The 25163-nt window shown below is 55.5% G+C and carries 26 protein-coding genes; 11 read left to right on the top strand and 15 right to left on the bottom strand.

Going from position 1 to position 25163, the window contains the following annotated elements:
- Positions 1-34: 34 nt before the first annotated feature.
- From ABJV08_RS05760 to hisB, 7 genes are all read right to left on the bottom strand, one after another.
- The gene (locus ABJV08_RS05760) at positions 35-415 is read right to left on the bottom strand and encodes a histidine triad nucleotide-binding protein (protein WP_348053289.1); all 381 of its coding nucleotides are present in this window, start codon (positions 413-415) and stop codon (positions 35-37) included.
- Complete coding sequence (locus tag ABJV08_RS05755) at positions 415-735, bottom strand: phosphoribosyl-ATP diphosphatase (RefSeq protein ID WP_348053287.1); 321 nt, start codon at positions 733-735, stop codon at positions 415-417. Before ABJV08_RS05755 ends, ABJV08_RS05760 begins: the two co-directional genes overlap by 1 nt.
- 152 nt (positions 736-887) lie before the next feature.
- On the bottom strand, positions 888-1247 hold the full coding sequence (locus ABJV08_RS05750) for a PEP-CTERM sorting domain-containing protein (RefSeq protein ID WP_348116168.1): 360 nt from the start codon (positions 1245-1247) through the stop codon (positions 888-890).
- A 166-nt stretch (positions 1248-1413) separates the two neighbouring features.
- Complete coding sequence (hisF, locus tag ABJV08_RS05745; protein ID WP_348053283.1) at positions 1414-2175, bottom strand: imidazole glycerol phosphate synthase subunit HisF; 762 nt, start codon at positions 2173-2175, stop codon at positions 1414-1416.
- Positions 2172-2897 carry a 1-(5-phosphoribosyl)-5-[(5-phosphoribosylamino)methylideneamino]imidazole-4-carboxamide isomerase gene (hisA, locus tag ABJV08_RS05740; RefSeq protein WP_348053281.1) on the bottom strand — a complete coding sequence of 242 codons (726 nt, stop codon included), beginning with the start codon at positions 2895-2897 and terminating at the stop codon, positions 2172-2174. Before hisA ends, hisF begins: the two co-directional genes overlap by 4 nt.
- Positions 2894-3544 carry an imidazole glycerol phosphate synthase subunit HisH gene (hisH, locus tag ABJV08_RS05735; protein ID WP_348053279.1) on the bottom strand — a complete coding sequence of 217 codons (651 nt, stop codon included), beginning with the start codon at positions 3542-3544 and terminating at the stop codon, positions 2894-2896. Before hisH ends, hisA begins: the two co-directional genes overlap by 4 nt.
- Positions 3507-4100 carry an imidazoleglycerol-phosphate dehydratase HisB gene (gene hisB, locus ABJV08_RS05730; protein WP_348053277.1) on the bottom strand — a complete coding sequence of 198 codons (594 nt, stop codon included), beginning with the start codon at positions 4098-4100 and terminating at the stop codon, positions 3507-3509. Before hisB ends, hisH begins: the two co-directional genes overlap by 38 nt.
- Before the next feature lie 114 nt (positions 4101-4214).
- On the opposite strand from hisB, the gene ABJV08_RS05725 reads away from it, so the two are divergent.
- The 5 genes from ABJV08_RS05725 to ABJV08_RS05705 all read left to right on the top strand — a co-directional run bounded on the left by ABJV08_RS05725 (position 4215) and on the right by ABJV08_RS05705 (position 8980).
- Entirely contained in the window at positions 4215-4700 is a 486-nt protein-coding gene (locus ABJV08_RS05725; RefSeq protein WP_348053275.1) for a ClpXP protease specificity-enhancing factor SspB, read from the top strand.
- Positions 4697-6091 carry a class II fumarate hydratase gene (gene fumC / locus ABJV08_RS05720; RefSeq protein WP_348053272.1) on the top strand — a complete coding sequence of 465 codons (1395 nt, stop codon included), beginning with the start codon at positions 4697-4699 and terminating at the stop codon, positions 6089-6091. Before ABJV08_RS05725 ends, fumC begins: the two co-directional genes overlap by 4 nt.
- A gap of 18 nt (positions 6092-6109) precedes the next feature.
- Positions 6110-6367, top strand: coding sequence for a hypothetical protein (locus ABJV08_RS05715; protein ID WP_348053271.1), 258 nt, complete (start codon positions 6110-6112; stop codon positions 6365-6367).
- Positions 6368-7069: 702 nt separating this feature from the next.
- A complete protein-coding gene (locus tag ABJV08_RS05710) occupies positions 7070-7318 on the top strand; it encodes a hypothetical protein (RefSeq protein ID WP_348053270.1) in 249 nt (82 codons plus the stop codon).
- Between the two features lie 378 nt (positions 7319-7696).
- Positions 7697-8980 carry an MFS transporter gene (locus ABJV08_RS05705; protein ID WP_348053269.1) on the top strand — a complete coding sequence of 428 codons (1284 nt, stop codon included), beginning with the start codon at positions 7697-7699 and terminating at the stop codon, positions 8978-8980.
- Positions 8981-9004: 24 nt separating this feature from the next.
- Here ABJV08_RS05705 and ABJV08_RS05700 read toward each other — a convergent pair whose 3' ends face one another.
- Entirely contained in the window at positions 9005-10123 is a 1119-nt protein-coding gene (locus ABJV08_RS05700) for an AI-2E family transporter (RefSeq protein WP_348053268.1), read from the bottom strand.
- 120 nt (positions 10124-10243) lie between these two features.
- On the opposite strand from ABJV08_RS05700, the gene gmk reads away from it, so the two are divergent.
- The 4 genes from gmk (at position 10244) to ABJV08_RS05680 (ending at position 16849) form a co-directional block, all read left to right on the top strand.
- Positions 10244-10912, top strand: coding sequence for a guanylate kinase (gmk, locus tag ABJV08_RS05695; RefSeq protein ID WP_348053267.1), 669 nt, complete (start codon positions 10244-10246; stop codon positions 10910-10912).
- 454 nt (positions 10913-11366) lie between these two features.
- A complete protein-coding gene (locus ABJV08_RS05690) occupies positions 11367-13397 on the top strand; it encodes a hypothetical protein (RefSeq protein ID WP_348053265.1) in 2031 nt (676 codons plus the stop codon).
- A 153-nt stretch (positions 13398-13550) separates the two neighbouring features.
- Positions 13551-16517 carry an excinuclease ABC subunit UvrA gene (gene uvrA, locus ABJV08_RS05685; protein ID WP_348053263.1) on the top strand — a complete coding sequence of 989 codons (2967 nt, stop codon included), beginning with the start codon at positions 13551-13553 and terminating at the stop codon, positions 16515-16517.
- Positions 16514-16849, top strand: a complete 336-nt coding sequence (locus ABJV08_RS05680) for a phosphotyrosine protein phosphatase (RefSeq protein WP_348053261.1) — start codon at positions 16514-16516, stop codon at positions 16847-16849. The genes uvrA and ABJV08_RS05680 overlap by 4 nt, the downstream gene beginning before the upstream one ends.
- A 10-nt stretch (positions 16850-16859) precedes the next feature.
- Here ABJV08_RS05680 and ABJV08_RS05675 read toward each other — a convergent pair whose 3' ends face one another.
- Positions 16860-17234 (bottom strand): DUF4345 domain-containing protein, encoded by a 375-nt coding sequence (locus ABJV08_RS05675; protein ID WP_348053259.1) that lies wholly within the window; start codon positions 17232-17234, stop codon positions 16860-16862.
- 71 nt (positions 17235-17305) lie between these two features.
- On the bottom strand, positions 17306-18703 hold the full coding sequence (locus ABJV08_RS05670) for a cytochrome P450 (protein WP_348053257.1): 1398 nt from the start codon (positions 18701-18703) through the stop codon (positions 17306-17308).
- A gap of 184 nt (positions 18704-18887) precedes the next feature.
- Here ABJV08_RS05670 and ABJV08_RS05665 point away from each other — a divergent pair, with 184 nt between their 5' ends.
- Both ABJV08_RS05665 and ABJV08_RS05660 read left to right on the top strand, forming a co-directional pair.
- Positions 18888-19619, top strand: a complete 732-nt coding sequence (locus tag ABJV08_RS05665; protein WP_348053255.1) for a hypothetical protein — start codon at positions 18888-18890, stop codon at positions 19617-19619.
- A 163-nt stretch (positions 19620-19782) separates the two neighbouring features.
- On the top strand, positions 19783-20868 hold the full coding sequence (locus ABJV08_RS05660; protein ID WP_348053253.1) for an acyl-CoA desaturase: 1086 nt from the start codon (positions 19783-19785) through the stop codon (positions 20866-20868).
- 18 nt (positions 20869-20886) lie between these two features.
- On the opposite strand, the gene gspM is transcribed toward ABJV08_RS05660, so the two are convergent.
- The 5 genes from gspM to ABJV08_RS05635 form a co-directional block, all read right to left on the bottom strand.
- Entirely contained in the window at positions 20887-21360 is a 474-nt protein-coding gene (gspM, locus tag ABJV08_RS05655; protein WP_348053251.1) for a type II secretion system protein GspM, read from the bottom strand.
- Positions 21357-22481, bottom strand: a complete 1125-nt coding sequence (locus ABJV08_RS05650) for a hypothetical protein (protein WP_348053248.1) — start codon at positions 22479-22481, stop codon at positions 21357-21359. The genes gspM and ABJV08_RS05650 overlap by 4 nt, the downstream gene beginning before the upstream one ends.
- Before the next feature lie 12 nt (positions 22482-22493).
- The gene (gene gspG / locus ABJV08_RS05645; protein ID WP_348053246.1) at positions 22494-22967 is read right to left on the bottom strand and encodes a type II secretion system major pseudopilin GspG; all 474 of its coding nucleotides are present in this window, start codon (positions 22965-22967) and stop codon (positions 22494-22496) included.
- 20 nt (positions 22968-22987) lie between these two features.
- Positions 22988-24202 carry a type II secretion system inner membrane protein GspF gene (gene gspF / locus ABJV08_RS05640; protein ID WP_348053244.1) on the bottom strand — a complete coding sequence of 405 codons (1215 nt, stop codon included), beginning with the start codon at positions 24200-24202 and terminating at the stop codon, positions 22988-22990.
- A partial coding sequence (locus ABJV08_RS05635) for an ATPase, T2SS/T4P/T4SS family (RefSeq protein ID WP_348174925.1) occupies positions 24195-25163 on the bottom strand: 969 nt, incomplete at its 5' end. The genes ABJV08_RS05635 and gspF, both read right to left, overlap by 8 nt.

The raw sequence follows: 25163 nt of genomic DNA, 5'->3' as shown, positions 1-25163 counted from the left end.
ATCTTGGACCGTTTCGGCCTTGTTACACCTGTTACTAGCTGCGCATCAACATCGGGCCAAGCGGTTTTCCGGCAAAAATATGAACGTGCAGGTGTGGAACTTCCTGATGACCATCTTTGCCGATATTGGCGAGCAAGCGATAACCAGGCTCCACCATGCCGGCTTCGCGCGCCACATGACCCACTCCGCGCACAAATCCGGCAATCTCAGCCGCGCTAGCCTTTGCCGAGAAATCGTCCCAGCTGACATAGCGCCCCTTCGGGATCACCAAGATATGGTCAGGCGCTTGCGGATTGATATCATGAAAGGCGAGCACCCATTCATCTTCATAAACCGTTTTGTTGGGAATTTCGCTGCGCAGGATTTTCGCAAAAATATTATCATCATCATAGGACAGGGTCGGGTCGATGGCCATCAGCTGGTTCCTCTTGAAGCTTTTTCCTGCAATCCGGACAGGCCTTCGCGACGCGCCAGCTCCGCGATCACGTCGTCAAGCGACATATCCATGTCGGCGAGCAAGACCATCAGGTGAAACAAAAGATCAGCAGCCTCGCCGGTCATCGCGGCCTTGTCGTCCTGAACCGAAGCGATCACCGCTTCGATAGCCTCCTCGCCCAATTTCTCGGCCATTTTGGCGCGACCTTTGGCACGGAGGCTGGCAACATAGCTTTGATCCGGCTCGGCTTCACGCCGTTCCAGGATTGTGCGTTCGAGAGTTTTAAGAATATCCGTCATCGCTGACGGTTTGCGCGACCGATTGCCTGTTCGTCAAGTGCTAGCGGCACAAGTTTATGACACCCACAGAAAAGGGCTGTCAGATCCCCATCTGACAGCCCTGTTTCTAGCGCGCCGCTATTGGAAAACGGGCGTCTCTGAAACCTGAGAAATCAGGCCTTTTTGCGGCGGCGTGCGACCATACGGCCTGCAACCAAACCACCAAGACCGAAACCGAGCATCATCAAACTTGATGGCTCTGGAACCGGTGTTCCACCGCCGGAAGAAGATCCGCCGGTTGAACCAGTTGAACCGGTTGATGTGCTGGTGGTTCCGCCGGTAGAACCGGTTGAATTTGTCGATCCAGATGAACCGGTTGATCCAGAAGAACCCCAACCTGAACTGCCCCAACCTGAGCTACCCCAACCGGAGCTACCCCAGCCTGAGCTACCCCAAGTAGCATTTGCGGGAGCGCCTGCTGCAAAAGCCATTGCTGCAACGCCTGCCAATACTGCTGATTTCATCAATTTCATCATAAACCCCTATTTAATCTTCGTTTTTCGATGGGATTAGTTAAGCAATTTCCTTGCCAACTTGATGAATTTCCTAGTTTCTTGAGGGTTAGAATGGTTAACGTATTTTGCGAAGTTTCGGATTTGTAAGGTAAACCGACATTAACCATAGACGATAGAAGCAGAATCAAACTCTTGCGGGAAGCCGTGCCGAGCGCAGCGCGGCGTGGGCATCGGCTATACTATATTCTCCGAAATGGAATATCGAGGCCGCAAGCACTGCATTGGCGTGCCCCTTGGTTACCCCTTCTACCAGATGATCAAGATTGCCCACGCCACCGCTTGCAACCACCGGAATAGACACGGCATCGGCGATTGTGCGCGTCAATGCGAGATCATAGCCATCGCGGGTACCATCCCGATCCATCGACGTCACGAGCAGCTCGCCTGCGCCCAGCTCGGCCATCCTGACCGCATGGTCGACCGCATCAATCCCGGTGGCTGTGCGTCCGCCATGGGTGAAGATTTCCCATCGCCCTTCGGCGACACGCCGCGCGTCGATCGATGCCACCATGCACTGGCTGCCGAACCGGGTTGCAATATCGCTGATCACTTCAGGCCGGGCGACAGCAGCGCTGTTCACCGCAACCTTGTCCGCGCCCGCCATTAGCAAGGCGCGGGCATCATCCGCGGTGCGCACGCCGCCGCCCACCGTTACCGGCATGAAACAGACTTCGGCGGTGCGCCGGACCACATCGATAATCGTATCGCGGTTTTCGTGGCTGGCCGTAATGTCGAGAAAACAGAGTTCGTCAGCGCCGGCAGCATCATAGGCCTGGGCCTGTTCCACCGGATCACCGGCATCCTGCAGGTCGACGAAATTCACACCCTTGACCACGCGGCCATTGGCAACGTCGAGGCAGGGAATGACGCGGATACGGACGGTCACCGGTTGGCCATCGCAATCGCGGTCGCCAGATCCAGCCGTCCGTCATAAAGCGCACGCCCCGTGATCACGCCTTCAATGCCATCCTTGGCAAATTGGCTGAGCATGTGAATATCATCCAGGCCCTTGACCCCGCCGCTGGCAATCACAGGAATATCGACGCCCCGGGCCAGATCGACCGTCGCTTCGATATTACAGCCGGTCAGCATCCCATCGCGGCCAACATCGGTGAACAGCACAGAAGCAACGCCTGCATCTTCAAAGCGGCGCGCAAGATCACGGACGCTGACATCCGACACATCGGCCCAGCCTTCGGTTGCGACCATGCCGTCTTTGGCATCCACAGCGACGACTATGCCGCCTTCATATTCTTTCGCCATATCCTTGACGAATTCTGGATCTTTGAGCGCCGCAGTCCCGATCACCAGCCGGGCCACACCCAGTCCAAACCAGCGTTCGACCGTCTGGCGATCGCGAATCCCGCCGCCCAGTTGCACATAGCCGGGAAAGCTGGCGACAATCGCTTCGACCGCTTCGGCATTTTTCGGTGAACCCGCAAAAGCGCCATCGAGATCGACCACATGGATATGCTCGGCTCCGGCCGTGGCAAACAAGCCCGCCTGCTCCGCCGGATTGTCACCATAGACGGTCGCGCGATCCATATCGCCTTCGGCGAGCCGCACGACTTCGCCCGATTTGAGGTCAATTGCGGGAAATACGATCATGGTTTCCACTCCAAAAAGCGACTGAGAAAAGCCAGTCCATAAGCCTGACTTTTCTCGGGATGAAATTGGACGCCGACGATATTGTCGCGGCCGACAGCAGATACCAGCGGGCCGCCATGGCTGGTCCTCGCCAAGATTTCCGCTTCGTTGGCGGCGTCAAAATGATAGCCGTGCAGATAATAAGCTTCGCCGGCCTCGAGAAGATCATGCCCCTCGGTCGGGGTCACATCATTCCAGCCCATGTGCGGGATCTTGATCGCGGCGGCAGAAGGCTCGATTGCCTTTACCGTACCGCCGATCCAACCAAGACCTTCATGTGTGCCAAATTCTATACCTGTGTCGGCCAGCATCTGCATTCCGACACAAATACCGAGAAAAGGTACAGATTCATCGCGGACCCGCCGCTCTAGGGCTGCGACCATGCCATATATCCCGACCAGTGCATCACGGCAGGCGCCAAATGCTCCAACGCCGGGCAATATGATGCGATCGGCTTGCGCGACCAACTTCGGATCTGCCGTCACTGCGACATTCCCGGCCCCTGCAGCGATCAGCGCATTGTGTACGCTATGAAGATTGCCAGCGCCAAAATCGATCAGCGCAATTGTCTCAGCCACCCAGCTGCCCCTTGGTAGAAGGTATAGCATCGCCTTTGCGCGGGTCCCGTTCTACCGCTTGGCGCATGGCCCGGGCAAAGCCCTTGAAAATACTCTCGGCTATATGGTGGTTATTCTCGCCATAGAGCAGCTCTATATGCAGGGTAATCCCGGCAGCATCGGCGACGCTGTGGAACCAGTGTTTGAACAATTCGGTATCCATCTCGCCGAGCCGTTCCTGCGTAAAAGCTGCATTCCAGACAAAATAGGGTCGACCAGAGATATCCAGCGCAACGCGGCTCAAAGTCTCGTCCATCGGGGAATAGGCGCTGCCGTAACGGACGATGCCAGCCTTGTCGCCGAGCGCCTGCTGGATCGCCTGTCCCAGCGCAATGGCGCTGTCCTCGGTTGTGTGATGTTGATCGACATGGAGATCGCCCTTGATCCGCAATTTCAGATCAATCAGCGAATGACGCGAAAATTGTTCGATCATATGATCAAGAAAACCAATGCCGGTAGACACGTCATATTGACCGGTACCGTCGAGGTTCAGCTCGACAAATATCTCGGTTTCCTTGGTGTTTCGTTCGATTGTCGCTGTTCTCATGCAACAGGCCTATAATGGCTTGGCCAAATCAGGCAAGAATTTCGCGGCCTTTGGTTGTCACGAAATTCACTTTACGCTCTTGACCCGATGCCCGCTTCCCGCCACCTAGGACAAATGAGTGATGATGCAATCGATAGCCTGATTCCATATGACGAAATCGTCCAGGAAGCCCTGCGCGCCGTGGTCGGCCGGGTATTGGGAGAAGTCGTAACAGGCGGCCTGCCCGGCGAGCATCATTTCTATATAACGTTCAAGACCCGCGCACCCGGCGTTGATATTCCCGACCACCTGATCGCAAAATTCCCGGACGAGATGACGATTGTCATTCAGAACCGCTATTGGGATTTGAAGGTTGATGAGGATCGATTCGAAGTGGGCCTCAGTTTCAACCAGATCAGTTCCATGCTCCATATCCCGTTCGCGGCCATCACGTCTTTCGTCGATCCGGCCGTAGATTTTGCGCTGCAATTTCAGGTGGACGAGATTGACGGCGAAATGGACAACCATGATCCCGCGGAAAATGACGGCGACAGCGCGGCGGTCGAACTGGTTGATGATGGCTCCAACGTTGTAACAGTGGACTTCGGCAAGAAAAAGTGAGCGGCACCCGCACCGAGACCGACTCTCTTGGCGAGATAGAAGTCCCGGCCGATGCCTATTGGGGCGCTCAAACTCAGCGTAGCATCGAGAATTTCCCCTTTCCCCGGCAAGAGCGCATGCCGATCCGGCTGATCCATGCTCTGGCGGCCGTCAAACAGGCCGCCGCGCGGGTCAATGGCATCCATGGCCTGGAACCGGAAATTTCCGCAGCCATTGAAAAAGCCGCCAATGCCGTACGCACCGGCGCGCATGACAATCAATTTCCTTTGACCATCTGGCAGACCGGGTCGGGCACCCAGTCCAATATGAACGTCAATGAAGTGATTGCCGGCGTCGCCAATGAAGCGATATACGGCACCCGCGGTGGCAAATATCCGGTCCACCCCAATGATCATGTCAATCGCGGGCAGTCGTCCAATGACAGCTTCCCCACCGCCATGCATGTGGCTGCAGCACTGGCGCTGGAGGTCGAACTGTTTCCTGCACTCGAACAATTGCACGATGCGCTGGCGGAGAAAGCACAAAAGTGGAAATCGATTGTAAAAATCGGTCGCACGCATCTTCAGGATGCCACGCCGTTGACCCTAGGACAGGAATTCTCCGGCTATGCGGCGCAACTGGTAGCCGCGCGCGACCGAGTCGAGGCGGTCCTGCCCCGGCTGCTCAAATTGGCTCAGGGTGGCACAGCCGTGGGCACCGGACTCAACGCACCAGAGAATTTCGGCGAACATATTGCCAATGAGATCTCCAAGATCACGGGACTGAAATTCACGTCCGCCACCAATAAATTCGCCGAACTGGCAGCCCATGACACGATGGTCGAACTCTCCGGTGCACTCAACACGCTGGCCGTTTCGCTGACCAAGATCGCCAATGACATCCGGTTGCTCGGTTCGGGGCCGCGGTCTGGTCTCGGCGAACTGGACCTTCCGGCCAATGAACCGGGCAGTTCGATCATGCCGGGCAAGGTCAACCCGACCCAAAGCGAGATGCTGACCATGGTCGCCGCGCAAGTCATCGGTAATCATCAGGCGGTGACGGTGGGCGGCCTGCAAGGCCATCTGGAGCTGAATGTATTCAAACCGCTGATCGGCGCCAATGTATTGCGTTCGATCGAGATCATCTCCATCGGCATGTCGAGCTTTGCCGAACGTTGTGTTGACGGACTGACCGCCAATGAAGCGCGAATCAAGGAGCTGGTCAACAATAGTCTGATGCTGGTTACCGCGCTTGCCCCGGTCATTGGATATGACAAGGCGGCGGCCATCGCCAAACACGCCCACGCCTCTGGCCAGACGCTGCGCGCAACGGCCTTGGAACTGGGGCTGGTTGACGAAGAAACCTATGATGCCCATGTTAAGCCTGAGAATATGGTCGGAAACCCGACGTAGATCAGGAACCTATGTGCGATGTCGCTAGTCAGAAATATATTCACCACCGTGGTCGGCAATGAAACCCGCAAACATGCAAAAGGTGATGGCTTGCTGAACTTCGGACTAGGCATGATCGCCGCCCGCATCGCGACCCGTTCTATCCCGGGCGCCCTTTTGGTCGGCGGAGCGCTGATCGCCAAAAAAATATATGATGATTCGAAAGAAGCAGAGAACCTGCCTGCGTCCGAAGCCGTTATTGATATTGAGGGCAAACCAGTCCCCGAACAGAGTTAGCTTATACTGGCAAACAAGAAGCGGTCGGAGAAAGCTTGGGAGGTGCAGCCTTCAAGCGCCTAGGTACAGTCGCGTTGGTGGTTTGACCGCATATGATATTGCGAATACAGCAGATGCCTACAACTCCTGCAGGAACAGAAAATACGATAACCTGGTCCGCTCTATTCCGAACAAATCATAACGGCATTTATCTGTGCGATGTATTTTTCTGTTTGGAGGCATTGGCGTAGCTCTGAATTTGAAGTGGCATTTAAGGGGTAGGGCTTGGTTCTGGCTGATTTTGGGATTGCTCATTGTGACTAACGCGCTTGCGATATTCACAGCCCCGATGCCTCAGGAATTTAAGATCGCCGCATTTGCCCCTTTGGTAATCGCCAAGGGAATGGCGCTGTTTGGGGTTATCGGCTACGTTGGGCGACGAATGAGCTAAGCCGAGATTGAGTTACGGTAGCAGGTGCAATACCCCCTAAACTCGTAGTCAGATAAACAAGTGCATTTTTGCTACTGTCGCCGTAATTCCACTGCAACTTAAGTGTTTCTGAGATATATTTTATGATGAGAATATTTCAAAAAAATGGCTGTGTAACTGTATTTTGCTTACTATTAATAGTATTTCTATCTATTCTTATTGTATTGTATTTTTGTATAAGACCAAGCCCACCTGACATTCGCAACATGCACATAAACGAAGCCATAATTACGATGGAAAATAATGATTATTCTACATTATATTATGGAAGCGCAAGAGAGCAGGCCTATGAAAATATCAAACCTCGAAACAACCTTAATGGAAAGAAAAAATACAAAAAAGGCAAAATTTTATATTGCGATGACTATACAAAAATCTCATTTAGTTTGTACACTGCCGATGCTTGGATAATAAATACCGATCTGAACGAGGACTGCATTGTTCTGGAATATGACGTTCGGTGGCAAGGATTGGGGCTGTAAACGTTGAATTTAAATCTCGATGACACTTTATTAACTGCACTAATCCGGTGTGAACTGTCCGTTATTGAAAACCTGACCCCATTTGCCATCGCCAAGTATGTTTATAACTTGCTGCCATGGCTCTTCTTGCCTGCATTGCTATCCCTAGCTTTCCTCATCATGTGACCCAGAGAAGCAATAGTCGCCGGCTAATATTCGTCCATGATGACGATTATGTGCTCTATCAATATTTGTTGAACGGGGCAGCGGGGAAGGCGCGATCTCTGGCTGCCAAAATCCAGCAAAAACCATTTGGCCCTTCCGACTGCAACATTGATTGTAACTGACATTGCTGTAAGCTCGTAAAAAAACCGCTGCTATCAAGCGGTGCAGGAGAGCATGTTGGCGGTAACCGCGCAATCGGGGCAATCGCCCAGAAAATTCTATGGCTGGACCAATGTCGGGCTGTTCTTCTTCATCCAATTTGCCGCCTCCGGCTTTGTCTATTTCGCTTATTCTGTCGTCTTCCCGGTGATGGTCGAGACGATGGACTGGAACCGTGGGACGGCGTCTTTGGCGCAGTCCATTGCCTTGGTAATGTTTGGCTTGGCCTATCCTTTGACCGGATATCTTCTCAGTCGATATGGCGTCCGCTGGACAGAAACGATCGGCCTGCTCGTCATGCTGTCCGGCCTCATGTTGCTGATTTTCTCGGTGACAGAGGTCTGGCAATGGATCTTGATCTGGGGCGGAATCATGGGCTTGTCCTTTGCCTTGACCGGCCCGATTTGCTCACAAACCGCGATGATCAGCTGGTTCAGCATCAAAAGATCGACCACCATAGGGATTGTCCTGACTGGCGGCGCTGTGGGTGGCGCATTGGTGCAGCCAATACTCTCGTCCTTGATGAGCCAGTTTGACAGTTGGCGTGCCGCCTGGATGGTGGCCGCTGCCATGATCATCCTAGCCCTGATTGTAGCGCAATTTATCATCGACCGGCCAAAGGACATTGGCCAGTTTCCTGATGATGTCGATCCGGGCCTCGCGGCGGGCGGCTCCTTGGCCCAAAACCAAAAACCAAAAACCCACCGCACTGATCATGACTGGACGGTTAGACAGATTATCCGGACACCCGCGCTCTATCTGGTGATGTTGGTGACGCTTGGCTATCTGGGGACGTTCTTTTTTCTGCTCAACCACGGGATATTGCATCTCACCGACAACGGGCTTTCCGGTCTCGAAGCGGCGTCCATAATTGGTCTCGCGATTTTGGGCAGCGGGTTGGCCCGAATTCCTGCCGGCTGGCTTGGAGATCAATTCGAGCTGCGCTGGGCGGTGTTCGGGTTTGTTTCGCTCATGACCCTTGGTCTGGCGGGTTTCTGGCTGGGCACGGGTGTCATCCTGCTCTCGGCGATGGGCATGCTATTCGGCGCCGGTTACGGAGGCTTGCTTGTGCTCGGACCGGTGGTGACGGGGAATTATTATGGCGAACGCGCCTTCCCGATCATCAACTCGGTGATTGCACCTGTCATGTTGCCTTTTGCGGCCGCTGCACCGGCCGGGGCGGGCTTCATTTTCGAAGCAACCGGCAGCTATGACATGGCTTTTGCCTTGGCCATTGGCTTGCTGGTCTCAGGGCTCATCGCGGCCTTTTTCCTAAAGCCCCCGTTGACCCCCGCTTAAGAGATCCCTGCCTCGGGTCCTGCTCTAGACATTGCCATCACTGGACAGCAGCGCCGCAATCGGACGGGTGCCCGGCCGGCGGGCAAGCACAATCATCAAGATGGTGGTGAAGGGCACAGCCAATATCGCACCGGGAATACCCCATAGGCTGCTCCAGATCGCCAGCGAAACGAGCACCACCATCGGGCTGACATTGACCGACTTGCTGAGCATTTTGGGCTCAACAACATTGCCGATAATCACTTGCGCCGTTGTCATCAGACCGGTCGCTATCAATGGAATGGTCAGATTGCCGAACTGAGCAACGGCGAAGAGGGCTGGAAACGCCACGCCAACGAAAGATCCGATATAGGGAATATAGTTGAGCAAGCCGATGATAATCGCCCACAAAGCCGCATATTCCACGCCCAATGTCAGCAATATGATCCAGCAAATGACGCCCAGGATGATATTGATCAACGTCTTGGTTGCCAGATAGCTACCGATATCATGGTTGATTCGGGTGATCATGTTGAGCGTGTCGGTGGAATCGCTATCCGATCCGAAAGCCCGGCGGACTTTTTCCGGAAATCCGGTAATCTCGCTCAGCAGGAACGAAGCATATAATATCGTGATGAAGACAAAACCGCCAAAACTGGTCAGCGAAGACAGCACGGATTGGGCGAGCGCGGCGATATCGATCTCGGTAAAAAATCGGGTCGCAAATTCACTGATCGCCTTGGCAACCGCCTCGGTGCCCCGGTCAAACATTTCGGTCGGAGAAGCCATGAGTTCGGAAATTTCTGGCTGAGCAACGGCATTCTCGACCGGTGCGGGGAACCAGGCGGCGAACAGATTCTCGAGATTGCGCTGATAGAGCGGCAAGGAAGGCACCAGATTCTGCAGGCTGGCGACCAGCATCCGGGTCATCGCAAAAAGCAGCGCGAGCACGCCGATCAGCGCGAGAGAGGCCCGGAGCCAAAGCGGTGTGCGGCCCAGTCCCGGAATACGGGCGACCGTGGCACTCGCGGCATAGAGAATCTGTAACAATATCACAGCCGTCACGATCGGCAGAATGATGTCCTTACCGACGTAAAACAGCCAGCCGACCATGATGGTAATGCCGATCGCATAGAAGATAGTGCTGACACGTCCCTGAAACATATAATTTGGATAGCCGGAATTTTCAGGACTGTCATCAGGATGATTTCATCTCGGCCCAAGAGTGAAGATCATCGGGACAAGTATCTTGACGCGATACGCCCTTCTCGGCCAATAGCCGCTATGGCCGACGATATTTCTTCTCAGACAATTGACAATGATCACCGTGATCTGAACCGCAGAGGGCTGCTATTCGTGCTGTCCTCGCCATCCGGCGCAGGCAAATCCACATTGGCCAGCATGTTGCTGGAAGCGGATGATGAGATCGCCATGTCGGTCTCTGTTACCACGCGCAAAAAACGCCCGGGCGAAGAACATGGCAAAGATTATTATTTCGTCAGCGATGACGAATTTGAGGAAATGGTCGCCGACCATAGTTTCCTCGAATATGCCACCGTGTTCGGCAACCGCTATGCAACGCCGACCGGCCCGGTCAATCAGAGCCTGGAAGCCGGCCAGGATGTACTTTTTGACATCGACTGGCAGGGAACCCAGCAACTTTACCAACGGGCCGGACAGGATGTCGTGCGGGTGTTCATCCTGCCGCCGTCACTCGGAGAATTGCGCCAGCGGTTGGAAAGCCGCAACACCGATGCCGCCGACGTGATTGACGGACGGATGGAGCGGGCCGCCAGCGAGATCAGCCATTGGGATGGCTATGACTATGTCCTGATCAATGATGATCTTGACGCCTGCTTTACCAAGGTGAAACAAATTCTCGCCACCGAACGCATGCGCCGTTCGCGGCAAACCGGCCTGATCGGCTTTGTCCGGGATCTGATGGCCGAGTGATCAATCAATCATTATCTGATTAGCAAACCCAATCAAAAGGGGATGGTCCCAGAAGCGTCGCAATGGCTAAGCCCGGTAAGGGGTGGGCTTTCGGCCTGCTGTTCCGGGAGTCGGAGCTCGCCCATGCGGTAGGCAATCTTCCCGGGCCAACATTTTGCGGATCGGCAATCTGACACCATCCCCCCTGTGATTGAGCTTCGATCGGATCCGTTAGCAGACATGCTTGCAAGATCATCAAGGAGCTGCTCGCGGTTTACCACGGCAAGGCGCTGCGCCGCTTTCCATTCGACCAACGCCATTTATCCGTCGATCAATAGGCAAGACGATGGCCTATTCTGCATGTTACCGAACATGCTGCTGCCATTTCTGATATCCGCCGCAACCAAAAGAGCGTTGTTTTATTCCGTCGTCTGGTTACCAATGGCACAAGCGCCGGATCGCCGCGGGGAGCAATATGGTTCAAACACAGGAGATTGATGTCCTGATCGTCGGTGGCGGGTTTTCAACCATGCCGTTGATCCGTGAACTGGATGCCAGCGGGATTGGCTGGCTGATGGTTTCTGAATTGACCCCAATTTGGCAGCAGCTGGAAGCCGCCGACGCGCTGGATTTCGATCTGGTCAGTTCTCTGCAGAGCAGTGTCTATTCCTTCGAACTGGTCGATATGCTCAAGGAACAAGGCGAAGCTTTTTCCGATGGCTTCCCCACTGCCCGCGAATTTTACGCGATCCACAAGAAATATGCCGCGCGCTACGCCGACCATATCCACAACGGGCGCGTCGGCCATATCGACAATCATGGCGATCACAGCATCGTCCATCTCGAGAACGGCAAGCAATTCCGCGCCAAACATGTCGTTGTTGCCACGGCTTTCCGGCGGAAAATGAACAGCAATCTGAAGCAGATTGCCATCGACGAAAGCGTGGCGGGCAAGAGCGTGGCGATCACCTCCACCGGCGACAGCGCCAATCTGTTGATCGCCAAACTGGTCGCTTATGGCGCGCAGGTCCATCTGATCACCAATGGCTTCATCATGCTCGACAAGATGTTCGCGACCTTCTCCCCGTTCGACGATGGTCCGCGCTTCGTACCGCTCGATCAGCTGGAATGTCACAATTTCTCCGAAGTCAGCAAATGGAGCTATCGTGCCTTTATCGATGGCGGCTATATCCATGGCTTGATCCACCATGGCTTTGCCAAGCTGTTCGACCGCAACAGCCTGGGCGTCCGCCATCCCAAGAGCATCCGGCCAAACAAGGATATCCGTAGTTTTTTCAAAGCCAAGGCACCGGTCGAAAACGGCCATATCGCGATCAAATATTGGCCGATCGATGTGTATAAACTCTATTGCGAGGAGACGCTGGAACAGAAGATCAGCGATGGCTATCTGATCAACGACCTGCCTTTCTTCCTCGAACATGGCCATGTGAAGCTTTGGGACAAGTCGGCGGCCATGATCGATCATGATGCAAAGCTGATCAGCGAGGGCGGCGAACGCGCGACCTTCGATATGATCATCGACGGTGATCAGGAAGAACCGGCCATTCCCGAGATCCGGATATATGGTGATAGCGACGTGGAGACCTTCTCCTATAAAACCCGCGAGCAATATATGGGCGTGGTTTCACCCGACCTCGACAATATCTACACGATCGGCTTCACCCGCCCCTTCACCGGCGGCCTCAACAATATCAGCGAAATGCAATGCCTGCTGGTCCACCGGATGATCGCGGATCCGGACTTTCGCGACAGCATCAATGGCAATATCGACCAGCGGATCGCGAAGTATAATGCGACCTATTATGCCAACAGGCCTGAGAAAAAGACGGATCATCTGGTCTGGTATGGCACCTATACAGATGAAGTCGCCAAGCTGCTCGATATCCGCCCCGCGCGAGCTGACATGCCCGGAAAGATAGGCCTGATGCGCTATTATATGGCGCCCAACAATGTGTTCCGCTTCCGCGAGAAGGGCTGCTATGCGGTCGAAGGCATTGGCGAACTCATCGACCATACGGCCAAACAATATCACGATTATAAAGTCCTGGCACTGTTGGTCATTCGCTATCCGTTTTTCGAGCTGCTGGCACTCGCAACGATCATGCTCGCGCCCGTTCCATGGTGGGTCAAGATACCGGCGGCGATCATCCATAACCGCCTGCCCTTCACCTCCACCCTGGTCGGGAAATTCGGCCTGCCAACACGGGAAAGCAAAGGCATATTCAACTATCGCAAAGCGATCAGCTTTCCGGTGCTGGCTTATCCGCTGTTAGCAGCAGTGGTCTGGGCAGCGGCTGGCATGGGCGCCGCCTTTGCCTTTTCGGCGGGGTTGCTCGCCTATGTTTACGCGATGATCCACTTGGGTACCGCCAAGGGATGGAACCGCAAATTTTTCTGCGACATGAAGAGCAAGCGGTCACCGGAAATGGTCGGGTTCTTTGAGCGCTATCGGGCGACTTTTAAAGCAAACAGACGCGATAGATAAACAAAGAGCATAGCAATCTATCGACATAGTGGCTTTCCCGGTGCGTTGACCATTCCGGACTTGCAATGCGAACATAAACAGAACATATAGCACAAACCACCCTGTCCTTTTGACCCGCTGGACTCTCTCCGGCATCTTCGGCAAAGCACGCGCATGAGTTTGACCCACATAAAAGTAAAAGGTGCCCGCGAGCATAATCTCAAAGGCGTCGATATTGAGCTTCCGCGCGAGAAATTGATCGTGATCACCGGCCTGTCCGGCTCCGGCAAAAGCTCGCTCGCGTTCGACACCATCTATGCAGAAGGCCAGCGGCGCTACGTCGAATCGCTGTCCGCTTATGCGCGACAGTTTCTGGAGATGATGCAGAAGCCCGATGTCGAACATATCGAGGGTCTATCGCCCGCAATCTCGATCGAGCAGAAAACTACCAGCCGCAATCCGCGCTCGACCGTCGCGACGGTGACCGAAATTTATGACTATATGCGCCTGCTCTGGGCCCGCGCTGGCGTGCCTTATTCGCCAGCCACCGGCCTGCCGATCACCGCGCAGACGGTATCACAGATGGTCGACCGGGTAATGACCCTGCCCGAGAAAACCCGCTTCTTCCTGCTCGCGCCCGTCGTCCGCAGCCGCAAGGGCGAGTATCGCAAGGAATTGCTCGAATGGCAGAAAGCCGGCTTCACGCGGGTTCGCGTCGATGGCGAATTTCACGACATCGAGGAAACGCCAAAGCTCGACAAAAAATATAAGCATGACATCGAAGTCGTGGTTGACCGGCTGGTCGTGCGCGAAGGCATGGAACAGCGGCTCGCCGACAGTTTCGAGACCGCACTGCGGCTGGCCGATGGGCTGGCCTTTATCGATCTGGCCGATGGGACGGTTGAGGAGGCTCTTGCCGCTGGTCCAGAATCCGGCGAAGGATCTAACGTCGCAGAGACCAACGCGAATTTCAAACCGGAACCGACAAGCAAGAAAATGAAAGGCACCGGCCTGCCGCCGAACCGGATCGTTTTTTCCGAACGCTTTGCCTGCCCGGTCAGCGGTTTCACCATTGAAGAAATCGCGCCGCGTCTCTTTTCCTTCAACGCCCCGCAAGGCGCTTGCCCTTCCTGTGATGGGCTTGGCGAAAAGCTCCACTTCGACACCCAGCTGATCGTCCCCAATCCTGGGCTGACCATCAAGAAGGGCGCCGTGGTGCCATGGGCGAAATCCAACCCGCCCTCGCCTTATTATATGCAAGTGCTGGGCAGTCTCGCGCGGCATTTCGAATTTGAACTCGATACCCCGTGGAATGAACTGAGCGAACATCATCAAGATGTCATCCTCAATGGCACGCAGGGGCTGCCGATCACGCTGCGGTTCCAGGACGGACGAAAATCCTACGAAGTGAAAAAGCCATTCGAAGGAGTCGTCGGCAATCTCAAACGACGGATGCTGCAAACCGAGAGCGCATGGATGCAGGAAGAGCTCGCCAAATTTCAAGCGGCCGCCCCTTGCGAGACCTGTGACGGCGCGCGGCTGAAGCCCGAAGCACTGGCGGTCAAAATCGCGGGCGAGGATATTAGTATTTCCACCCGGCGCAGCGTCGGCGATGCCTTGGCCTTTTTTGAAACGCTGGGTGCCAAGCTCAACAAAACACAGAGCCAAATTGCCGAACCTATTCTCAAGGAAATTATCGAGCGGCTAGGGTTTCTCAACAATGTCGGTCTGGACTATCTCAATCTCGATCGCACCAGCGGAACATTGTCCGGCGGCGAGAGCCAGCGCATTCGTCTGGCCAGCCAGATCGGATCGGGACTCAGCGGCGTTCTCTATGTCCTCGATGAGCCCAGCATTGGCCTGCATCAGCGGGACAATGACCGGTTGCTGACCACGCTGAAACGATTGCGCGATCTTGGCAACACGGTGATCGTAGTGGAACATGATGAAGATGCCATCCGCACCGCGGACTGGGTGGTCGACATGGGCCCGGGCGCGGGTGTGCGCGGCGGCGAAGTGGTCGCCGAAGGCACGTTGAAACAGATATTGAAGTCGAAAAAATCTTTGACCGCAGCCTATCTCAACGGGACACGAGAGATTGAAGTTCCGGCCAAGCGCCGCAAGGGCAATGGCAAGAAGCTGACGGTCCACGGAGCGACCGCCAACAATCTGCAAAATGTCACGGCATCCATCCCGCTCGGCACATTCACTTGTGTGACGGGACTAAGCGGCTCGGGCAAAAGTTCGCTGACCATCGATACGCTGTATGCGTCGGCGGCACGGACGCTCAATGGCGCGCGGATGATTGCCGGGAAGCATGACAAGATCACCGGTCTGCAATATTGCGACAAGGTCATCGATATCGACCAGTCGCCAATTGGTCGCACCCCGCGATCCAACCCGGCCACCTATACCGGTGCCTTCACCAATATCCGCGACTGGTTCGCCGGTCTCCCCGAAGCACAAGTCCGCGGTTACAAGCCAGGCCGGTTCAGCTTTAACGTCAAGGGCGGCCGTTGCGAAATGTGCCGTGGTGACGGGTTGATTAAGATCGAGATGCATTTCCTGCCCGACGTCTATGTGACCTGCGAGGAATGTGGCGGCAAACGTTATAACCGCGAAACGCTCGAGGTGAAGTTCAAGGGAAAATCCATCGCCGATATCCTCGACATGACGGTCGAAGATGCGGTGAGCTTTTTCAAAGCGGTGCCGCCGATCCGCGACAAGATGGCGATGCTCTACGAAGTGGGTCTCGGCTATGTGAAGGTCGGGCAACAGGCCACGACGCTTTCCGGCGGCGAGGCACAGCGGGTAAAACTCGCCAAGGAACTGTCCAAACGTTCGACCGGACAAACGCTCTATATTCTCGACGAGCCGACCACCGGTCTCCATTTCGAGGATGTCCGCAAATTGTTGCAAGTGCTGCACAGACTGGTCGAACAGGGCAATAGCGTGGTGGTGATCGAGCATAATCTCGATGTGATAAAAACCGCTGACCATATTCTGGACCTTGGTCCTGAAGGCGGCGTGCGTGGTGGTGAAATTGTCGCAGAAGGCACGCCGGAACAAGTGGCCAAGGTCAAGGGCAGTTATACCGGCGGCTATCTGAAGGATATGCTGGCATCACAGACTGCCAAGTGAGCGCTCTTCCAACGCGTCTCTTGTTCATCTGTTCCCGCAACAAGTTGCGCAGCCCCACAGCCGAGGCTGTGCTAAACGGGATTGACGGCGTTGAAGCCATTTCAGCGGGGACCAATAATGATTCCGAGACACCGCTATCGGGCGATCTGATAGAATGGGCCGATGCCATCTACGTTATGGAACGCCAACATCAAAAGAAGGTCACGCAAAAATTCAGGGCCCAGCTCAAAGACAAAGACCTCCACATATTGGGCATTGCGGATGATTACCGCTATATGGACCCGGTGCTGGTCACCCTGATCAAGCGGAAATTTCCGCGATGGTTTGGCTAGGCAAAGCCGGTCAGGCTCTGATCACCCGCTCTTGCCATAGCACGAGAACCACCGGCACGATCAGTTCAATTGCCATCCCGCTCACTTGCCAGCTGGCAGGTTCACCAACGGTCAACCAAGAAACAATGCGGGCTAAGCCGCCGAGAAACCAGCCCAGCATCGCGAAACGCAACGCGGCTACCCGGCCTTTCACATCGCCCGAAGACCATAAGATCATCAGCCCGACTGCAACATAGACAGCGGCAAGATAGCGATATTGGTTGTCCAGCGCCGCAGCGACTTCGGCACCACCGGAATGTTCGACAGCCCCGAAAAGCACACCGGTTGCGCCCAGGAATATCGAGATCAACCCCACCAATATGGTGACGATACGAAATGCTTTCATGATGTTTCCCCTGTGCTTTTCCTCTCCGCCCCCGGAGAAATCTAATTCTTATCCTTTGTCCCGATCGCTAGCTAAAGCGCTTCCAACCGGACCGGTAATCCATCTTTGGGCTGCGGGATCGGGAAGACCTGCCATTGCGGTTCATAGTCCGGTCCTCCTTGCAGCACCACACGGTTCTGGGTCAACATCGCGTGCATCAATATCTTGATCTGCATATAAGCGAAATGGAGGCCCAGACACATATGCGCGCCGCCGCCAAAGGGCACCCAGGCATATTTGTGACGGCCGACGCTATTTTCCGGCGTGAAGCGCAACGGATCAAACTTGTTTGGATCGGGCCAGTGCTTCTCCATCTTGTGCACGAAGCTCGGGCTGATCCCGACACTGGTGCCCGCCGGAATCGTATAGTTGCGGAAGGTAAATTCCTTGATCGCCCGGCGTGGCATAGAAGGCACCGGCGGGATGAGTCGCAGCGCTTCCTTAAAGGCCATTTCGGTCAGCTCAAGCTTGCCCAATTGTTCCATTGAAAGCGCGGTTCCGGCCGGTGCAACCGCCAGACATTCTTCGCGCACCTTCTCTTGCCACTCTGGGTTTTTGGCGAGCAAATAGATCAGACTGGTCGCCGATGAGGTAATTGTGTCATGCGCTGCCATCATCAGGAAGTTCATGTGATCGACGACTTCATCTGCGGTAAGCAATTCGCCATTTTCATGGGTGGCCAGGCAGATTTGCGTAAAAATATCCTCGCCGCCTCTGGCGCGACGCTCTTCCACCTGAGGGGTAAAATAGCGCAACAGATATTCACGGGCCTTCACGCCTTTCCACATTTTTGTGAACGGAATAGGCTTGCGTGCCACACCAACAGAAGCTTGCACTTCATCCACAAAAGCCTTGTTGATCTTGTCCGCTTCCGGCCCCCAGGGAATGCCGAGGATCGCGCTTGCTGCGGTGTCCAGCGACAAGGACTTGATCGCCGGATAGAATTTAAACTCGCTCCCGCCCCACTCGGCGACCCGTTCCAAAATGCCTTCACCGAGCACCTGACAATGGTGTTTCATAGGTCCGGGCTTGAAGGCCACGGAAAGCGCCTTTCGATCCGCCCGATGGCGTTCAAAGTCCATCAGCATCAAGCCGCGCGGGAAGAGATTGTTGAGGATCGGGCCCCAGCCCTGCTCGCTCGAGAATATCTTGTCTTTGTTGAACAAGATCAGTTCGGTCGCATCGGCACCCAGCATATTGACCGACCATCCGCCAAAACTGAACGCACGGTAGACCGATCCATATTGTTCCAACATCCGATTGCCAAAAGCCGCAGGATCTTTGAGAAGTTCTAGCGTACAACCCAGAAACGGCAGTCCGGCCTCCCCCGGAATATGTTCCAGCTCTTCCTTGCTGGGACGTCTCACCCAATGCGGGTTAGCCGATTCCTCAAAGGGATATCCATGGGGTTTTTCTGCAACTGTGGCCAAGGGATCGCTCCTGATCTGCGGTTTATATCACCTGTTAGCTACTTTCATTAATGTCAGCAAGGCTCTCCATTCATAAGCTATTCAATCACAATCCGTTAGATAATGGGTCATCATGAATTTGCGCCGAGACTCGCCGACAAAGCGGCAGTAGCTATCGCCGCAGCAATCGAAACGGGGATCGACAATGGCACATCAAATAACCACCAAATGGCTGAAAGCATCTGTGCTTGCTGGCGCCGTTCTAGGCTTGAGCGGCTGCATGTATGGTTCCGCCGGCGGCTATTATGGCGACGGATATGTCAATGGATATGATCAGGGCTGTGACCCCTATGCCCCGTTTGATGACTATTATGCCTGCGACTATGGCTATGGCTTCTCGAACATCGGCTATGGCGGCGGCTGGTACGATCAATATTATTATCCCGGCTATGGTGTTTACATCTTCGACCGTGGTGGCAAGCGTCATGCCATGCGCGACAATCATCGCCGTCACTGGGCCGGTCAACGGGCGCAATATTGGGCGCGCCAAAGCCGCCGTGGACATCGGGCAAATCGTGCGAACTTGTCCCCCGAACAACGCGCAGAACGCCGCGAACGAAGAGCGGAACGCAGAAATTATTCCGGCGCGCGCCAAGGCGAAACCGTACGCGGTGAGCGGCGTGGCGGCTCCAACATGACCGGCGTCGCACGCGGCAGTGGGCAAGCGGCGCGCGGAAACCGTAACTCCGCAGACAGAAGCGGCCGAACCAGCAGACGGCCAACCAATGCAGGTCAGCAAGCACAAGCGCGTCCACAGCGCGCAGACCGGAGGCCGGCAGCGCGTCCTGCTAGAGTCGCCCAGCAACCGCGTCCCGAACGCCCACGCGCCTCGCCACGGACGAGCAGAAGCACCCAAGGCAGATTAAACGACGAGTAGCCTGCTGCGCCGAAATCCCGGTTGATTGTCGCAATTTCGTTTAGAAACTTGACTACATCGGCCATTTTCGTGCCACAAAAGCGCTCAAATGGTTAAGAGGTTTGTAATCATAGTGTTTAGCGGATATCCTAGCCTTCTGCGTAAAGTGTGAAGGATTTTGTCCATGGCCACAGCATTTGAAGACCTCCAGCCGGAAAGTTTCCAGCCAGCTGAGAAACATCCACAAAATGGTGTCATTATCGGCGGCCCCGCCGCGCGGGCCAAACGCATCGAATATGGCATTTTGCTGTCTGCTATGACCTTCGGCGCGATCGGCGCGCTATATTGGGCCCTCTCCCAGTCGACTGGATGGGTAGAATGGTCAGCATTTCTGTTCGGCTTCGTGCTGATCAACATGGGCGTGGGCATCGGCTATCATCGCTTTTTCACGCATCGCGCTTTTGAAGCCGGACCCAAGATGCGCCTGGCTATCGGCATATTGGCGCAAATGTCCACGCAGCATTCGGTCCTGAAATGGGCTGCCGACCATCGCCGCCATCATGCTTTTTCGGATGATGTGGGCGATCTCCACAGTCCCCATATTGACGGCCACGGCAATAAAATGTCGAAATGGAAAGGTCTCGGCATTGCCCATTTTGGCTGGCTGTTTGACAATACCACATCGGACATGAAGGTGTACGGCAAAGGTCTGATCGACGATCCGCAAGTCATGTGGTGCCACAAGCATCGCTGGTCGATTGCCATTTTCTCGGTCATCATCTTGCCGGCGCTTTGGGCCCTGGCATTTGGCGGACCGGAACATATCGTCGGGACCATCCTGATCGGCGGTCTGCTCCGCAATTTCTTCTTCCTCAATTTCGTCATGGGTGTGAACAGCATCGGCCATGTCTTTGGCTCCCAGCGGTTCGACACCAACGACGGATCGCGCAACAACTGGTTCATGGCCTGGATGACCTTCGGTGACGGCTGGCACAACAACCATCACCAGCATCCACGCGCAGCATCATCGCAAATTGCCTGGTGGGAATTCGACCTCAACGGTCAGATCATCTATCTTTGGGAAAAAATGGGTCTGGTCTGGAACGTCCAGCGGGCGCCCGCCTATATTCGCAACAGCAAAGGCGAATGGGTCCTGAAAGAACAAAAGCTCGCAAAGGCCAAGCCGGCTGAACCCGAAGTCATGTCCGCAGATGATGGCGGTGTGATGTTCCCTGCAGACAAGCAGCGTCACATTGAACCCGCCGAGTGACGACAGCAAAAGCCTGAGCTAGTGTGACCGCAAGGTCAATGTTGCCGATATTGCTTCATTGCCCGACGGACTGATGCTGAGAGTCTCCACCGAGACCCCCTGCCGCTCGATCCGCGCCAGCCAACCGAATAAAGCTACAGGCTTGGCCGATTCCACGACCATATTCACGCGGTTTTCGGACTGTGGCGTGATGGACCCCACTGCGATTCCGGTTTCGCCCGCACTTTGGCTGACAAAGGAATCGATCGCGCCACTATATTTGACCGTTTCTTCGCCAAGCGGCTGTTTGAGCGCCGCGATTTTGCTATCGATCCGCCCCTGTCTCTCGACCGCATCAACATAGCGTTTTTCGGCAGTCTCCATCGCTCCGGATAGAGGTTTGATGACGCCATAATAGCCGGTCACCGCGACCAGCAGCAGGCCGGCGATAGCAACAAGGGCTTTTTCCCGTTGGCTAAGACCGACAAACCAGTTGCTGACATTTTCCATCATGGCGCCCTCACCGTAATATCCGCCTGCGCCGAGCCTGTTGCATCGGTGCGCGGTGTTGCGGTGATGATATACCCAGCATCCTGCATCGCCAGCAGGACGGGATTGATATCCTCGTTGCGGACCGCGGACAAAGTTGCCGACACAATCCCGTTTTCTCCGTAAGCCATGCGGCTTATGGAAACATTGGGAACGTTCTGCAGGGCCGAATAAAGCGCCGAAGCTGGCACCGGGAACATGATATTCCCTCTGTTTTCAGCAATCATCCGATCATCCAGCGCCCGCTCGGCGCTGTCCGGATCATCAACCTCTCCAACCACCGCAGCGGCGCTGGTCAAAGCAGCCGAATCAGCTGCATTGGCAGCCCAATGATATTGCGCAAACTGTATCAAGGGGATCGCCAGAGACAGGATCAGCAACGCCAGAGCCATCCAGATAAGACGGCGCTTCTGCCGCATGTCCATCACCCGCTGCGTCTTTTTGGCGAAGGTTCCGCTGCGGAAATTGAGTTCGGTTTTCTGAGAGGCGGCTGTGAGCATCGCGTCGAAATCGTCACCGATGATTGGCGCGATGTCCTGACCAGCAAATAGAAGCTCCCTAAGTGCCGGATCATCGGTCCCGACAATATTGTCCGCGCGAATGACCCGATCAAAGCCAAAATCTGCTACAACTGCGCCCTCTTGGGCAACCGGCAGCAGCCAGCCCGATGCGATGATCGCGTCGGGGTCGATATGAATCGCTTCTAATCGGGTCAGGCCAGCGGAGAAAATATCCGCTCCGATCGTTGCCGTCACCGCTCTGCCGGTGCCGTCCATTGCGGCCACAATATGGGCATTTTCGCTGTCTAGACTTTGGGCTTTTGCAGCCATGATCGCCGCTGCGAGGCCCTGACTATCGGTTACGTCGTTTACGGCGTCATGCCCGATGATCGTGGTCAGATGCGACGGTACAATCGCGACTATATAAACATCCGATGGCGCATCATCCTGCCCAGCCGCGTGCGAGGCGGTCCAAGGGTCGGAATCACAGCCCCGCGCCTGCACCACGCCATCGTCAACCCGCCACCAATAGAGTGGTTCGTCATCCGCCGTTGGAAAAGCGACCAGAAGAAGAGGGATGTTCACGCCTTTCCGGTCTTATTCAGCGTATATATCGGCATTGTCATCTTCACCGCCCGGCGCCCCGTCGGCGCCCAGCGAATAAAGATCAAAACCGGGACCCTGACGGCCCGGATTGTCAAACTGATAGGGTCGTCCCCACGGATCTTCGGGCAGCTTCTTGATATAACCGCCTTTCCGGTAGCGCGCTGCATTGACCAGCGATGCCGGTGGCGCGATCAAGGCCTGCAGCCCGTCGGATGAACCGGGATAGCTTAAATTGTCGAGTCGGTACATTTCCAGTGCCTGGCCCAGCGTGGCAATATCAGCTCGCGCCTTTTCGACCATCGCCCGATCCTGGCTGGGCAGCACATTGATCACCACGATGGTGGTCAGCAGGCCCAGAATGAAAATCACCACCATCAGTTCCACAAGCGTGAAACCATTGCGCTTTTTACGGGGCTTTGCTTCCGGTGCAGAAGCCTCTTCAGCATTTTCTATATCTGTCGTCATATCCATTCCTTTATCCGGCTCTAAAGTCCGGCAAGATTCTGAAGCTGCAAGATCGGTAATAATATCGCCAATATCACCAGCGCGACCAGCCCGCCAAGGGCCACGATGATGATCGGTTCAAGCAAAGACAAGGCGGTGGAACTGAAATTGTCAAATTCCCGTTCGAGATAACCTGCCGCCCGCGCCAGCATATCGTCAAGCTGTCCGGATGCTTCCCCGCTGGACGTCATATAGACCAGCATCGGCGGAAAGACGCCGGTATTCTTGAGCGCTGTGGACAAGCTCCCGCCCCCACGAATGGCTTCCACCATATCTTCCGACGCCTTGCGCAACACGTTGTTGTTGATTGTGTTGGTGGTCAGCCGCAGACCTTCGATGATCGGCAAACGGCTCGCGACCATGGTCGATAATGTCCGCGCCAGACGCGCCGCATGCAAATCCCGCAGCAACCGACCGAAAAATGGCAGACGGAGCAGAAAGCCATCAAAGCGATATTTGATCTGGGGCTCCTTGAGCGCGCGCCAGCCGATCAGCAAGGCGATACCGATCACAATGGCAATCGCCCACCAATAGTCTGCCAGAAAACTGGAAATTCCAATTACAATGCGCGTGATCATAGGGAGTTGCTGGTTCACATCATCAAATTGCTCGACCACCTTGGGCACAACCGCGATCATCAGAAGCGCAACCACGAGGACGGAAACCAGCGCCAGCACAATCGGGTAGGCCAATGCCCCGATCAATTTGCCACGCAATTCCGCCTGTCGCTCCAGCAGATCCGCCAGGCGTTCGGTGATATCGGGCAGCGTGCCCGAGCTTTCCCCGGCGGCGATCATCGCCCGATAGAGCGGTGGAAAGCTTTTCGGTTCGCGGCGCATCGCTTCGGACAGGCGTTGCCCCTCTATCACCCCGCCATGGACCGAAGCGATCCGCTGCTGCACGTGTGGTTTTTCATTCTGATTGCCGATCAGCCGCAACGCTTCTTCCAGCGGACTGACTTGCACCAGTGAGGACAATTGCCGCGTGAACAATGTGAGTTCTTTGGCATTCAGCTTTTTCGGGCCCAGCAGCCCACCAGACGCCTTCGCCTGTTTCCCTTGCGACGCCTCCACACTGACCACATAGAAGTTCCGCTCCGTCAGTTTCGCCCGCGCGGCATCATCGCTGGCAGCGGCCAGTCGTCCTGTCTTTTCCCGGCCCTTCGGGTCGATGGCGACATAAGCGAAATCAGGCATCGGCCACTTCGCTTTCGCGCCTCGATATCCGGATTGCTTCTTCGGCCGTGGTCAGACCTTCAAGGACAAGATCTCTTGCAGCTGTCCCCAGATTGGGTTGGTTCCGGAATGCATGTGCAGTTATCGCTGCCTCATCCCCACCATCATTGATGAGCTTGCGGAGCGTGTCGTCGATACGGATTGCCTCGAACACGCCGATACGGCCCTGGAAGCCGGTCTGGTTGCACGCCTCGCAGCCCGTCTCGCGATAAACCACCGTGCCATTGTCAAAGCCGAGCAGCGAGGCCAGAGAGCCGTCTGCCTGAATCGGGGTGCGGCATTCCGGGCAGAGCTTGCGGACCAGACGCTGCGCGACAACCGCTCTCAGCGTCGAGGCCAGCAGAAACGGCTCCACCTTCATATCGCGCATACGGGTGATCGCGCCCACCGCATCATTGGTGTGCACCGTCGAGAGCACCAGATGGCCCGTCAGGCTGGCTTGTACCGCTATCTCGGCGGTCTCTCTGTCACGTATCTCCCCGATCATCACCACGTCCGGATCCTGGCGCAATATGGCGCGCAGTCCAGCGGCAAAGGTCAGACCGACCTTGGCGTTCACCTGCGTCTGGCCAATGCCTTCGATCGCATATTCCACCGGATCCTCGATGGTCAGGATATTGCGGCTGCCATCGTTGAGCTGCTTGAGCCCGGCATAGAGACTGGTGGTCTTGCCCGAGCCTGTCGGCCCGGTGACCAGGATGATACCATTGGGTTCGCTCAGGGCCTCGGTGAGAATATCATGTGTGCCCGGTGACATGCCCAGCAGATCAAGCGATATCCCCGCACTCTCCTTGTCCAATATCCGCATCACCACCCGTTCGCTCGACCGGTTGGGCAAGGTCGACACACGCACGTCGAGCAGTTTCCCGCCCAGGGTCAGGCTGATCCGGCCATCCTGCGGGATCCGTCGCTCGGCGATATC

The sequence above is a fragment of the Parasphingorhabdus sp. genome, from assembly GCF_039982395.1.
In the GTDB taxonomy this organism is placed as follows: Bacteria; Pseudomonadota; Alphaproteobacteria; order Sphingomonadales; family Sphingomonadaceae; genus Parasphingorhabdus.
The sequence above is the reverse complement of the archived record's forward strand: the minus strand, read 5'-3'. Positions and strand labels throughout refer to the sequence as shown.